Origin of the sequence: Mesorhizobium sp. M1406 (assembly GCF_040317555.1) — a bacterium.
Classification (GTDB): Bacteria; Pseudomonadota; Alphaproteobacteria; order Rhizobiales; family Rhizobiaceae; genus Mesorhizobium.
On sequence record NZ_JAMYKW010000003.1, the window covers coordinates 142,949 to 156,017 of the forward strand.

General features: G+C 63.4%; 9 protein-coding genes and 1 pseudogene. 8 read left to right on the forward strand and 2 right to left on the reverse strand.

The features are described 5' to 3' along the window. Positions 1-2: 2 nt before the first annotated feature. The 5 genes and pseudogenes from NKH03_RS04690 to NKH03_RS04710 all read left to right on the forward strand — a co-directional run bounded on the left by NKH03_RS04690 (position 3) and on the right by NKH03_RS04710 (position 6,601). Positions 3-3,869: a hydantoinase B/oxoprolinase family protein gene (locus tag NKH03_RS04690; RefSeq protein ID WP_352967327.1), complete on the forward strand. Its 3,867-nt coding sequence runs from the start codon at positions 3-5 to the stop codon at positions 3,867-3,869. Between the two features lie 81 nt (positions 3,870-3,950). Further along, positions 3,951-5,198, forward strand: a complete 1,248-nt coding sequence (locus tag NKH03_RS04695; protein ID WP_352879910.1) for a BtaA family protein — start codon at positions 3,951-3,953, stop codon at positions 5,196-5,198. Then, positions 5,195-5,878 (forward strand): class I SAM-dependent methyltransferase, encoded by a 684-nt coding sequence (locus NKH03_RS04700; RefSeq protein ID WP_352967329.1) that lies wholly within the window; start codon positions 5,195-5,197, stop codon positions 5,876-5,878. The genes NKH03_RS04695 and NKH03_RS04700 overlap by 4 nt, the downstream gene beginning before the upstream one ends. Positions 5,879-5,988: 110 nt before the next feature. Next, a pseudogene (locus tag NKH03_RS04705) lies at positions 5,989-6,284 on the forward strand (type II toxin-antitoxin system RelE/ParE family toxin). A gap of 8 nt (positions 6,285-6,292) precedes the next feature. After that, entirely contained in the window at positions 6,293-6,601 is a 309-nt protein-coding gene (locus NKH03_RS04710; RefSeq protein ID WP_352865363.1) for a HigA family addiction module antitoxin, read from the forward strand. A gap of 22 nt (positions 6,602-6,623) precedes the next feature. Here NKH03_RS04710 and NKH03_RS04715 read toward each other — a convergent pair whose 3' ends face one another. Beyond that, positions 6,624-8,003 carry a serine hydrolase domain-containing protein gene (locus NKH03_RS04715; protein WP_352967332.1) on the reverse strand — a complete coding sequence of 460 codons (1,380 nt, stop codon included), beginning with the start codon at positions 8,001-8,003 and terminating at the stop codon, positions 6,624-6,626. Positions 8,004-8,233: 230 nt separating this feature from the next. On the opposite strand from NKH03_RS04715, the gene NKH03_RS04720 reads away from it, so the two are divergent. Together NKH03_RS04720 and NKH03_RS04725 are read left to right on the forward strand one after the other, a co-directional pair. Beyond that, the gene (locus NKH03_RS04720; RefSeq protein WP_352967334.1) at positions 8,234-9,034 is read left to right on the forward strand and encodes a glycoside hydrolase family 25 protein; all 801 of its coding nucleotides are present in this window, start codon (positions 8,234-8,236) and stop codon (positions 9,032-9,034) included. A 185-nt stretch (positions 9,035-9,219) separates the two neighbouring features. Beyond that, complete coding sequence (locus NKH03_RS04725; protein ID WP_352967336.1) at positions 9,220-10,398, forward strand: lytic murein transglycosylase; 1,179 nt, start codon at positions 9,220-9,222, stop codon at positions 10,396-10,398. An 80-nt stretch (positions 10,399-10,478) separates the two neighbouring features. Here the strand turns inward: NKH03_RS04725 and NKH03_RS04730 are convergent, their stop codons facing one another. Continuing rightward, complete coding sequence (locus tag NKH03_RS04730; protein WP_352865374.1) at positions 10,479-11,699, reverse strand: alanine racemase; 1,221 nt, start codon at positions 11,697-11,699, stop codon at positions 10,479-10,481. A 210-nt stretch (positions 11,700-11,909) separates the two neighbouring features. Here NKH03_RS04730 and NKH03_RS04735 point away from each other — a divergent pair, with 210 nt between their 5' ends. Beyond that, positions 11,910-12,827, forward strand: coding sequence for a DMT family transporter (locus tag NKH03_RS04735; protein ID WP_352967338.1), 918 nt, complete (start codon positions 11,910-11,912; stop codon positions 12,825-12,827). The last annotated feature ends 242 nt before the right edge of the window (positions 12,828-13,069 follow it).

Genomic DNA, 13,069 nt, shown 5'->3' on the forward strand with positions numbered 1-13,069 from the left:
TCATGACTGAAAAATGGGATTTCTGGATCGACCGCGGCGGCACGTTCACCGATGTCATCGGCCGCGACCCGAAAGGCGGCCTGCATCCCCGCAAGCTTCTCTCCGAAAATCCCGAGGCCTATACCGATGCCGCCATCCAGGGCATTCGCGACCTTCTCGGCCTGTCCTCCGGCGACGCGATTCCGCCCGGTCTGATCGGCGACATCAAGATGGGCACCACGGTCGCCACCAATGCGCTGCTGGAGCGCAAGGGCGACCGCGTGCTTTTGCTCATCACCAAGGGTTTTCGCGATGCGCTGAAGATCGCCTATCAGGCGCGCCCGGACATCTTCGCCAAGGAGATCATCCTTCCCGAACAGCTCTACGAGCGCGTCATCGAGGTCAACGAGCGTGTGCGCGCCGATGGCCGCGTCGAACAATTGCTCGACATCGGCGCCTGCCGGCCGGCGATCGAACAGGCGAAAGCCGATGGCATCGATGCCGTGGCCATTGTCTTCATGCATGCCTGGAAATATCCCGACCACGAGAAGGCGGTGGCAAAAGTCTGCCGCAAACTTGGTTTCGCCCAGGTCTCGGTCAGCCATGAGGTCTCGCCGCTGATCAAGCTGGTCGGCCGCGGTGACACCACGGTGGTCGACGCCTATCTGTCGCCGATCCTGTCGAGATATGTACGGAGGGTGGCGGGAGAGTTGGGCGCGGCGCCAATCTCCCCCCTTGTGGGGGAGATGTCGGCGAAGCCGACAGAGGGGGGCGCTGTCCCGCCGACGCCTCGTTCTGTCACGCCCCCCTCTGCCCTGCCGGGCATCTCCCCCACAAGGGGGGAGATCAGCCAATCCCCCCGCCTCATGTTCATGATGTCGTCCGGCGGGCTGACCGCCGCCGACATGTTCCAGGGCAAGGACGCGCTGCTCTCGGGTCCGGCCGGCGGCGTCGTCGGCATGGTCGAGACAGCCAGGCTCGCCGGTTTCGGCAAGGTCATCGGCTTCGACATGGGCGGCACCTCCACCGACGTCGCCCATTATGACGGCGAGTATGAGCGCGCCTTCGACACCGAGGTCGCCGGAGTGCGCATCCGCGCGCCGATGATGCGCATCCACACCGTCGCCGCCGGTGGCGGCTCGATCCTGCATTACGAGGCCGGCCGCTTCCGTGCCGGACCTGACTCGGCTGGCGCCAATCCCGGCCCGGCCGCCTACCGGCGCGGCGGCCCGCTCGCCGTCACCGACGCCAATGTCATGCTGGGCAAGCTGCAGCCCGATTTCTTCCCGGCCATCTTCGGACCCGGCCAGGACCAGCCGCTCGATGTCGAGACGGTACAGGCAAAATTCGCCATGCTGGCCGCCGAAATCGGCGATGGCCGTACGCCCGAGGCGGTCGCCGAAGGGTTCGTCACCATTGCCGTTGAGAACATGGCTAACGCCATCAAGAAGATTTCCGTCCAGCGCGGCTACGACGTCACCGAATATCTCCTGAACTGCTTCGGTGGCGCAGGCGGCCAGCACGCTTGCCTGGTCGCTGACGCGCTCGGCATGGAGGCGGTGCTGATCCACCCCTTCTCCGGCCTGCTGTCGGCCTACGGCATTGGCCTGTCCTCGGTTTTTGCCTCGCGCCAGCAGGCGCTGCTGAAGCCGCTTGCCGAAGAGTCCAGAACGGAGATCGGCAACCTTATTGCCACCTTGAAAAAGGCCGTCATCGCCGAACTCGGGGCACAAGGCATCGCCGAGGATGCGGTCTCCGCGAAGCCAGTGCTGCACATTCGTTATGACGGCACCGACACGACACTGCCGGTGAATTTCGGGGAGGACTCGATTTTCCAGGCCAAGCGCGATTTCGAAATCGCCCACAAGGCGCAGTTCGGTTTCGTCTATGACGACAAGCCGATGATCGTCGAGATCGTCGGCGTCGAAGGCACCGATACCGGCGGCACTGGCCGCGACGAGAGTGAATCGCAAACCGAAAACCTTGCCGTAAGCCCTTCGCAAACCCGCGAAATCTTCACCGAGGGTGAGTGGCGTGCTTCAGGCATCTTCCGCCGCGAGGCGCTGAGGCCGGGAAATACGGTTGCGGGTCCTGCCTTGATCATCGAACCGAACCAGACGATCGTCATCGAGCCGGGCTGGCAGGCCGAAATCACCGCCAGGAATCATGTGCTCCTGCGTCGCGTCGAGAAAAAGCGCAGGCAGGCAGCACTCGGCACCGAGGCCGACCCGGTCATGCTGGAGGTCTTCAACAACCTGTTCATGTCGATTGCCGAACAGATGGGCGTGACGCTGCAGAACACCGCCTATTCCGTCAACATCAAGGAAAGGCTGGATTTCTCCTGCGCCGTCTTCGACCGTACCGGCGCGCTGGTCGCCAATGCGCCGCACATGCCGGTGCATCTCGGATCGATGGACCGTTCGGTCGAAACCATCATCCGGCTGAATTCCGGCGACATCCACCCCGGCGACGTCTTTGCCCTCAACGCGCCCTACAATGGCGGCACGCACCTGCCCGACATCACCGTGGTGACGCCGGTGTTTTCCCTCCCCCTCGAGGGGAGGGTGGCCGCGCAGCGGCCGGGTGGGGCCCTCTCAGAAGGCACCGCCAGAACGTCGAGCACTGCCGCACCGACCCCCTCCGCCGCCTTCGGCGGCACCTCCCCCTCAAGGGGGGAGGAAATCCTCTTCTGGGCCGCCTCGCGCGGCCATCATGCGGACATCGGCGGCACGGCACCCGGTTCGATGACACCGCTTGCCACCACCGTCGACGAGGAAGGCGTGCTGTTCGACAATTTCCGCATCGTCGATCGTGGCCGCTTCCGCGAGAGGGAGCTGGAGACGCTGCTCACCGACCATCCTTACCCGGCCCGCAATCCGCACCAGAACATCGCCGACCTCAAGGCGCAGATTGCCGCCAACGAGAAGGGTGTCGCCGAACTGCGCAAGATGGTCGCGCATTTCGGCCTCGATGTCGTGGAGGCCTATATGGGCCATGTCCAGGACAATGCCGCCGAAAGTGTGCGCCGCGTGCTGGAGCGGCTGCCGGATAGTTCTGAGTACGAATACCCGACCGACACGGGCCAAATTATCAAGGTGAAGATCACGGTCGACCGGAAAAAGCGCGAGGCGACCGTCGACTTCACCGGCACGTCGCCGGTCATGAAGAACAATTTCAACGCGCCCGAGCCGGTCGCCCGCGCGGCCGTGCTCTATGCCTTCCGCGTCATGGTCGAGGACATGATCCCGATGAATGCCGGGTGTCTGCGGCCCATCAACATCATCATTCCCGATGGCTGCATGCTGAAACCCGCCTACCCCGCCGCCGTCGTCGCCGGCAATGTCGAGACCTCGCAGCACGTCACCAATGCGCTGTTCGGCGCCATGGGCGCCATGGCCAACGCGCAAGGCACGATGAACAACCTGACCTTCGGCAACAAGACGTACCAATATTACGAGACGATCTGTTCCGGCTCGCCGGCCGGCCAGATGAACTCCGGCCGCGGCTTTGCCGGCACCTCCGGCGTCCACACCCACATGACCAATTCGCGCCTCACCGATCCGGAAGTGCTGGAGCTGCGCTTTCCCGTGCTGCTCGAGGATTTCCACATTCGGGAAAGCTCCGGCGGCAAGGGCAGATGGAACGCCGGCGACGGCACCAAGCGCACCATCCGCTTCCTCGAAAAGATGGAATGCGCGATCCTGTCCTCGCACCGCAACCGCCCGCCACGAGGCCTGGACGGCGGCGGCGACGGCGAGGTCGGCTCGACCAAGGTCCGCCGCAAGGACGGCACGATCGAGATGCTGAAAGCCTGCGACCAGACCATGCTGCAAGCCGGCGACGCCGTCATTTTGACGACGCCGACGCCGGGTGGATTTGGCAAGCCGTAAGCAGGCATCAACAGGCTGTCACCGGCCTGTCATCGCCCTGGGTTACCCGCTTGCGGCAAAGCAAATGGGGAATCATCTTCCATGACGGACATCTCCGCAGATCTGGTTTTTCGCCGCGGCAAGGAAGTTGGAAAGGCCGTCTACCAGAACCGTCCGCTGTCGAAGGCAGGCATTTCGGAGCGGTTGTTCGCCTTCCTGTTTTCCGGCCTCGTCTATCCGCAGATCTGGGAAGACCCCGACGTCGACATGGAGGCGATGCAGCTTGGCCAGGGTCACCGGGTCGTCACCATCGCCTCGGGCGGCTGCAACATCCTGGCCTACCTCACCCGCTCACCGGCACGGGTCGATGCCGTCGATCTCAACGCCGCCCACATCGCGCTGAACCGCATGAAGCTGGAGGCGGTGCGTCATTTGCCTTCGCAGGGCGATCTGTTCCGCTTCTTCGGCGCCGCCGACACCAGCCACAATTCACAAGCCTACGACCGTTTCATCGCGCCGCATCTCGACCCGGTCAGCCGTCACTACTGGGAGCGCCGCAACTGGCGCGGCATCAGGCGCATCGCCGTCTTCGACCGCAATTTCTATCAGACCGGCCTGCTTGGCCTGTTCATCGCCATGGGCCATCGCACGGCAAAGTTCTTCGGCGTCGACCCAGCCGGCATCATGCAGGCTCGCAACATCGGCGAGCAGCGTCGCTTCTTCCATGAGGAGTTGGCACCGGTCTTCGACAGGAAGCTTTTGAAATGGGCGATGTCGCGCAAGGCCTCGCTGTTCGGCCTCGGCATTCCGCCGGCGCAGTACGATTCGCTGATCACCTCGGGCGACGGCACGATGGCCAGCGTGCTGAAAGCCCGGCTGGAAAAGCTCGCTTGCGATTTTCCGCTGCGGAACAACTACTTCGCCTGGCAAGCCTTCGCCCGGCGCTATCCGAACCCCGGCGAGGCCGCCCTGCCCGCCTATCTCGAAAAGCAGAACTACGAGGCCATCCGCGGCAATGTCGACCGCGTCGCCATCCACCATGCCAATTTGATCGAATTCCTCGCCGGCAAGGATGCCGGCGCGGTCGACCGATTCATCCTGCTCGATGCGCAGGACTGGATGACCGATGAACAGCTCAACGCACTGTGGGCGGAAATCACGCGCACCGCGTCGGCCGGCGCCCGCGTCATCTTCCGCACCGCCGCCGAGCCCAGCCTGCTGCCCGGCCGGGTCTCCAGTTCGCTGCTTGACCAGTGGGCCTATCAGGACGAGGCGTCGCGGGAATTCTCGGCCCGCGACCGCTCGGCCATCTATGGCGGCTTCCACCTCTATGTGAAGCGTGCGGCATGAGCACGAACGAGCTGCCGGCCAGCCCCGAATTTAAGGCAAACCATGCCGAATTGATGGACGGCGTCTACCGCTGGCAGCGCCACATCTACGACCTGACCCGCAAATACTACCTGCTCGGCCGCGACCGGCTGATCGCGGAGCTTGATGTGCCCGCCGGCGGCACCGTGCTTGAACTCGGCTGCGGCACCGGCCGCAACATCATCCTGGCCGCGCGCCGCTATCCCGACGCGCGCTTCTTCGGCCTCGATATCTCTGCCGAAATGGCGGAGACGGCGCGCGCCGCAATGACGCGCGATGGCCTGTCCGGCCGCGTCCTGCTGGCAAGGGGCGACGCCACCGACTTCGATGCGAAGGCACTCTTCGGCATCGAACGGTTCGACCGCATCTTCGTGTCCTACTCGCTGTCGATGATCCCCGGCTGGGAAAAGACGGTATCGGCGGCACTTGCCGCGCTGTCACCGACCGGTTCGCTGCACATTGTCGATTTCGGCCAGCAGGAAGGCCTGCCACCCTGGTTCCGGGCCTTGCTGCGCGGCTGGCTCAAAAAATTCCACGTCGCGCCGCGTGAATCGCTGCGCGAGATCCTGGATTCGGAATCTCGGCGAACCAGCGCAAGCTTCCGTTTCCGCACGCTTTATCGCGGTTATGCCTGGCTGGCGGTTATCAAGATCGCCATCTGAATATTGCCGTGGCAAGCGCATGCAAGGGCGAGGCAGCCGCGATCAGTCGGATCTACATTGCCAGATGACCCCGAGAACGGTACATTATCTCACATGCATGGAAGCATGTGATGATCGTCGGTTTTAGGGATGAATGGCTGCGGGCCTTCTTCGTGGAAGACACCCACTCTCGCAACATTCCGTCCGATCTCGAAAGCCGTTTGTTCCGCAAGCTCCAGATGATTGACGACGCGATGATCGATCAGGATTTGCGTGTGCCGCCCAGCAACCATTTCGAGAAGCTGCGCGGCAATCTCGAAGGCTTCCTTCAATACGCGTCAACAAGCAATGGCGGCTGGTCTTCCGCTGGGACGGCGGCCGCGGTGAGGCGTCGGACATCTATCTCGACGACCACAGCCATAGGTGAGGTGAGACATGTTGATGACCGCACGCAAGCCAGTAACGGTTGGCGAAATTCTCACGGAAGAATTCATGCAGCCGCTTGGCCTGACGCAGGCGGCTTTGGCCGAGGCGATGGGGGTCCAGCGCAAGCATGTGAACGAATTGTGCAACGACCGCCGCAACATGACGGCCGCCACCGCGCTCATTCTGGCGCGGGTATTCGGCAACAGCCCGGACTTCTGGTTGAACGTCCAGCGCCGCAGCGATCTTTGGCAGGTCATGAACTCACCCGACGAGCGGGCGCGGGTTGATCGCGCCAAGCCTTTGGCGACAGCTGCATAGCAAGAGTTGCGGTGCGCTAGTTCTAATGCAGCGCCTTCACCAGCGCGCCCACCATCGTCTGCGGCCGGTAGCCGAGCTTGGCCGGCGTCAGCCCCAGCCGCACGACCACCAGTTGCTCCGAGGGAATGATGGCGACCGTCTGCCCGTCATGACCTTCCATCCAATAGGTGTCCTTGGGCAGTCCGGCGGCAACGCCGGCGCCGGGGTTTTCCTCATCGCCCGGGGCCTCGATCCACACCTGGCCCTTGCCGTAGACTTTCGACGCCGATGCCGGCTCCCGCATCCAGTCGACGAAGCCGGCAGGCAGGATTTGGTTGCCGTTCCACACCCCGCTTTGCAGCAGGAACTGACCGAAGCGCGCCCAGTCATGCGCGGTTGCGTAGAGATAGGACGAGCCGACGAAGGTGCCTTGCTCGTCGGTCTCGAGCACCGCGCTGTGCATGCCGAGCGGCTCGAACAGCGCCGTGCGAGGCCAGGTCAGCGCCTTGGCCTTGTCGCCGATCGCTTCCTGCCAGAGGCGCGACAGCATCACCGCCGTGCCGCTCGAATAGGAAAACAATTTGCCGACCTCGGCCGCCAGCGGCTTTGATTCGGCAAAGCCCGCCATGTCAGGCTCAAGATAGAGCATGCGCGTGACGTCGGCGACGTCGCCATAATCCTCATTGAACTCCAGCCCGCTCGACATCGCCATCATGTCGGCAAGGCTGATGGCACTGCGGCCGTCCGCCTTCCACGGCCCGAACAGTCCCTTGTCGGTAAAGGTCATCTTGCCGTCCTTGACCAGCGTGCCGACGATGGCGGCGTTCACCGTCTTGGTCATCGACCATCCGAGCAGCGGCGTCTTGGCGGAAAAGCCGTCGCCATAGCGCTCGGCGATGACACGACCGTTCTTGACCACCACCACCGCACGCATCCCAGGGCCGGTCAGTGCCGCATCGTCCAGCAACTCAGCAATCAGCGGGTCCTGTGATGCCTCGATCCGTTCACCTTCCGGCCACAGCGCATCCTGGCTGACCGCCGAGGGCTCCGCATGGATTGCCGTCCGCCGAACCTTGCCGACGTCGCCGTCGGGGACCGAAGCGCAGCCCAGCCCATCACGGGCGACGGCGACGCTCTTGCCGAGGAAACCAAGCAAGCCCGCGGAGACCGTTCCCCTGTTCTTGTCCACCGAGACCCGCATCAGCCGCAGCAGCGGGTGCCCTGGCGCCTGCACATCGACGGCTAGCACCTCATTGGCGTCACGACCGGCGATGAAGAGGTTCGAACAGACGATCTTGGCCGAGTAGCCGGAGCCGACGCGGATCAATTCCGGCGGCGCGATATAAAGCCAGGCAAAAAGCGCGGCGATCGCCAGCACGATCAGGCCAAGCAGCCCTTTGACGATCTTGACAACGATCCGCATTTCTTTTCTTTCCTCCAAGGCCCTGCCCGACCTTTTGTCATCGATTTGCCGCCATTGCTTTCGCAAATCATGGTGCTTGTCGAGCGCCGTCAACGGATTATCAACCATGATCGGCGATCACAGGATAGGTTGGGGCGATGCTGTGGGGCGATCGCTCGGAGAGGCCAGTCGAGGGGGCCACCCGCAACAAGACCCATCAGCGACCGGCTGAATCCGGCTCGGGAGTTGCGATGCGCCGTCTTGCGGTCCTTTTCATACTGACGCTGCTTGGCGCCTGTTCCACCATTGACGACCTCTCGCCGCTGTCTCCGTCCGCGTCGAACAGCCCGGCGGTCGCCGTGCGCGCGCCGCGCTTTGCCGATTCCAAGCCGCATGAATGGGAAAGCGGCGCGCCGTGGAGCTACGCCGTCCACGGCACCGATGTCTCCAAATACCAGACCTCGGTCGACTGGCCGGCAGCAAGGGCCGGCGGCATCTCCTTCGCCTTCATCAAGGCGACCGAAGGCGGCGACCGTTTCGACGAGTATTTCAATGAGCATTGGGCGCGCACGAAGGCCAACGGAATTCCGCGAGCCGCCTATCACTTCTACTATTTCTGCACCCCGGCTGCCGTGCAGGCGCGCTGGTTCATCCGCAACGTCCCCGTCGATCGCTCGGCAATGCCGCCGGTTCTCGACATGGAATGGAACCCGCAATCGCCGACCTGCAGGCTGCGTCCCGACGCGGCCACCGTGCGCGCGGAGATGAGCACCTTCCTCGAAATCGTCGAACGGCACTACGGCAAGAAGCCGATCATCTACACCTCGGTCGACTTCTTCGAGGACAACGAGCTGTCGAGCTTCCGCGGCTACCCCTATTGGCTGCGCTCCGTCGCCGGCCATCCGCGCGAAAAGTATGGCAGTCACCCCTTCACCTTCTGGCAGTACACTGGAACCGGCATCGTTCCGGGCATGACCGGCAAGTCCGACATCAATGTCTTCAACGGCAGCGAAGCCGCCTGGAACAAGTGGCTGCGGCAGAACACCCGCTGACACCGGGTTCAACGGCAGCGAAGTCGGCTGCAACAAGAGGCTAGGGCAGAAGAACCGTTGACACCGGGGCTGCCGCCTGCTTTCGACACTGCCTGCGGTAAAGAGTGCAACCGCCGGTAATTCAGGGCGTTGGGCTTCCCGGCGAAGCACGACAAAATGCCCCCATTCGTTTCGAAAGGAAGCTGATGCGACTGCGTTCTCGAGCCCTCGCTGCGCTCACCCTGTGCGCCACGGCCTTGCCGGCGATGGCGCAGGAATGCGGCGGCGACTTCGAAGCCTGGAAGCAGGGCGTGGCGGTGGAAGCCAAGGCGGCTGGCGTCGGCCCCGTCGGTCTCGACGCACTGGAGGACGCCACCATAGACGAGAAGGTTCTGGCACGCGACCGTGCCCAGGGCGTCTTCACCCAGACCTTCATCGAATTCTCCAACCGCATGATCTCGGCCTACCGGCTGAAGCAAGGTGCGGCGAACCTGACGAAATACGCCGATGTCTTCGCCCGCGCCGATCAGCAGTTCGGCGTCCAGGCGCCGATCATCGCCGCCTTCTGGGCGCTGGAGACCGATTTCGGCGCCGTGCAGGGCGATTTCCACACGCTGAGCGCCTTGGTGACGCTTTCCCATGATTGCCGCCGCCCGCAACTGTTCCGGCCTCAGTTGATACCGCTTCTGCAATTGATCGATCGCGGCGTGGTGCCGGCCGACGTCAAGGGTGCCTGGGCCGGCGAGATCGGCCAGACGCAGATCCTGCCTTCCGACTATCTGGCGCGCGGCGTCGACGGCGATGGCGATGGCAAGGTGGACCTGCGCGGCAGCGTGCCGGACGTGATCATGACCACCGCCAACAAGGTGCTGTCGCGGGGCTGGAAACGCGACGAACCCTGGATCCAGGAAGTCCGCGTGCCCGAAGACATGCCGTGGGACCAGACCGGCCGCACCAACAAGCTGCCGCTATCGCAATGGGCCCAATGGGGCGTCACCAACCCCGACGGTACGCCGCTCATCGACAACGGCCTCAAGGCCGGCCTGGCGCTGCCCATGGGCCGCAAGGGCCCGGCCTTCCTTGCCTATGACAATTTCGACGTCTATCTCGAGTGGAACCAGTCCTTCACCTATGCTCTGACGGCGGCAAATCTCGCCGCACGGCTGGGCGGGGCAAAGCAATTCGACCCGCGCAATCCCGAAACTGGTCTCGACAACGAGCAGATGAAGGCTTTGCAGACAAAGCTCGAAGCCAGGGGCTACGACGTCGGCACCGTCGACGGCATTCTCGGCACCAACACCCGCGAAGCGATCCGCAAGGAGCAGATGCGGCTTGGCCTGCCCGTGGACGGCTGGCCGACGCCGGATCTGCTGGGGAAATTGTAGGCAGTAGGCAGTAGGCAGTAGGCAGTAGAAAATTACTCCGAAAGCAGTGACTGCCGCCCCTATTCCCTATTCCCTATTCCCTAGTCCGCCATCGTCTCCAGACTCGCGAACCCCTGCGGCACGTCGCCCTCGTCGAAGGGCGTCGTCACCTCGACGAAGGTGTCTGGGTAAAAGCCGTTGAAGCGGGTCCTCAGCGACAGCGAATAGGCGCCGATATGGCCGATCTCGATCCAGTCGCCGGTGTCGACCGTCTCCGGCAGCCAGAACGGCCGCGACAGGATGTCGACGGAATCGCAGGTCGCCCCGCACACCTTGAACGGCACGATGTTCTTTTCCTCGCCATTGCGCGAGCGGATCGCCGGATCGGGAATGAAACGCGCCGGCAGCGTGATCTTGCCGGTCCATGAATCCGACAGCGATGCCCAGATGCCGTCATTGATGTAGAGCCGTTTGCCCTTGCGCAGCAGCACCCGCACGATCAGCGACAGGCAGCGCGCCACGATCACCCTGCCCGGCTCCGCCACCAATGGCATCTGATCGAATTGGTACTCCTTGAGATCGCCCGACAGCCGCGACATGATCTGGCCGAGCGACGGCATCTCGATCTGCTTGCGGTTCGGGTCATGGCCGTATTCGGCGGGAAAGCCGCCGCCGACATCAAGCCCGGCAATATCGAAGGTCAGCCGGTTGCGCACCCAGTCGGCCGACGCTAGCGCCCGCTCATAGGTGTCGGGATCCTCGATCTGGCTGCCGACATGGAAACACAGACCAACCTTGTAGCCGGTGCGGTTCAGCCGCTCGGCGAGTTCGACGGCATAGGCCGGCCCGGCGCCGAACTTCTTCGACAGTTCGTAGGCGGCAAGCCCCTTGGTCTGCACCCGCACGAAGACGCTGATCGAGCCCGGATCGACGTCGAGCGCCCGCACCACGCGGGTCAGCTTGGTGATCTCGTCCTCATGGTCGAGCGAAATGACGCGAATGCCGTACTTCTCCAGCGCCAGCTTGATGTCCGACTGCGCCTTGACCGGGTGCATGTAGAGCATCTCGGCATCGGCGGACACCGCGCGCACGGCGGCGAACTCCCCCGGCGAAGCCACGTCGAAAGCCTTGACGCCGGCCTCCACCAGGGTCTTCAGCACGATCTGCTCGCCGTTGGTCTTGACCGCATAGGCGGTCTTGCCGGGGAACATGCCCATGAACTGTTTGGCATCGGCCATCAGCACCCGCGGGCGGAAGCAATAGACCGGATCGTCCGGACGAAGCGCCAGTGCCGCCTCGCGGGCATTTTCGAATCGCTGCATCGACGAATCCTTGACCTAGCCTGCGCACAATTAATCCAAGCTAGCGGCTAATGAAAACAATTCTGTGTCTCGCGGCCCTGACGCAGCGGCGCTAGGTCTTGGCATGAAGGCTCGACATCAATCAGGTTTCGGGTGGCCCTTGTGGCCCGACCCGATATGCGTTTCGCCTGACCGACTGGCATTCAGGCCGTCTGGGGGAGAACGATTCACATGGCGATAGCCGGGGCGACTGCATCACGCGGGCCGATGGTGCTCAAGGACTGGGGGCAGCTCCTGCTGCTCGGTGCGATCTGGGGCGGCTCGTTCTTCTTCGCCCGCATCGCGGTGGCGGAACTCCATCCGCTGGTGCTGGTGCTGTTTCGCGTCGCCATCGCGGCGGTCGCGCTGCATATCTATCTCGGCCTGCGTGGCCCCTCCTTCCGTCTCGCGCTTCCGCATGCCGGCCTGTTCTTCCTGCTGGCACTCACCAACAACGTCGTGCCCTTCTCGCTGATCTTCGCCGGCCAGACGGAGCTTGGCGCCGGCATCGCCTCGGTGCTCAACGCGACGACGCCGTTCTGGACATTGATCCTCGCCAATGCGCTGACATCGGACGAAAAGCTCTCCTGGAACAAGCTCGCCGGCATTGCGCTCGGCATCGCCGGAACGGCTGTCATGATCGGCCCCGGCCTGCTTGCCGGACTCGGCGGCCCGGTCTGGGCCAAATTCGCGCTGATCGGCGCTTCGCTGTCCTATGGCATCGCCCTGATGGTCGCTCGTCGCTTCAAGGGCGTGCCATCGCCGGTCATCGCCACCGGACAATTGACCGCCTCGACCATCATCATGATCCCGATCGTGCTCTTCACCTATGGTCCATCAGGCCTGTTCCTGGCCTCGCCGCCGGTTTGGGCCGCGGTGCTGGCGCTGGCGCTTTTGTCCACCGCCTTCGCCTACATCCTCTATTTCAACCTCGTCGCCTCGGCCGGCGCCACCAACGCTTCGCTGGTCACGCTCATCGTGCCGGCCAGCGCCATGCTGCTCGGCTTCCTGTTCCTTGGCGAGCGGCTCGAACTGTTCGAAATCGGCGGCGTGGTGCTGATCGCCCTTGGCCTCGTCACCATCGACGGGCGACTGTTCGGAAGACGTTAGCCGTGCGTCCAACTGGACGCGCCGCATCGCGAAAGTCGAATTCGGCTTTCGCGGGGGGTAGCGCTGCCATGACACGACAGAGACACATCACCGCCATAATTTATTCACAGGCCCGAAGCCGGTTTTTGCCTAGGAGTTTCAATGCCTAACGGCAAAAGGCGGGTCGCAAATTTCACAATCACGTCGCAATGCAGCATATTTTCCGCTTGCCTGTGGCACAAATGAACCTAGACTCCTAGGCA

Excerpts from the sequence above, each read along its gene's own strand:
- NKH03_RS04690 (WP_352967327.1), top strand. The coding sequence starts at position 3 with ATGACTGAAAAATGGGATTTCTGGATCGACCGCGGCGGCACGTTCACC.
- NKH03_RS04695 (WP_352879910.1), top strand. The coding sequence starts at position 3,951 with ATGACGGACATCTCCGCAGATCTGGTTTTTCGCCGCGGCAAGGAAGTT.
- NKH03_RS04700 (WP_352967329.1), top strand. The coding sequence starts at position 5,195 with ATGAGCACGAACGAGCTGCCGGCCAGCCCCGAATTTAAGGCAAACCAT.
- NKH03_RS04710 (WP_352865363.1), top strand. The coding sequence starts at position 6,293 with ATGTTGATGACCGCACGCAAGCCAGTAACGGTTGGCGAAATTCTCACG.
- NKH03_RS04715 (WP_352967332.1), bottom strand. The coding sequence starts at position 8,003 with ATGCGGATCGTTGTCAAGATCGTCAAAGGGCTGCTTGGCCTGATCGTG.
- NKH03_RS04720 (WP_352967334.1), top strand. The coding sequence starts at position 8,234 with ATGCGCCGTCTTGCGGTCCTTTTCATACTGACGCTGCTTGGCGCCTGT.
- NKH03_RS04725 (WP_352967336.1), top strand. The coding sequence starts at position 9,220 with ATGCGACTGCGTTCTCGAGCCCTCGCTGCGCTCACCCTGTGCGCCACG.
- NKH03_RS04730 (WP_352865374.1), bottom strand. The coding sequence starts at position 11,699 with ATGCAGCGATTCGAAAATGCCCGCGAGGCGGCACTGGCGCTTCGTCCG.
- NKH03_RS04735 (WP_352967338.1), top strand. The coding sequence starts at position 11,910 with ATGGCGATAGCCGGGGCGACTGCATCACGCGGGCCGATGGTGCTCAAG.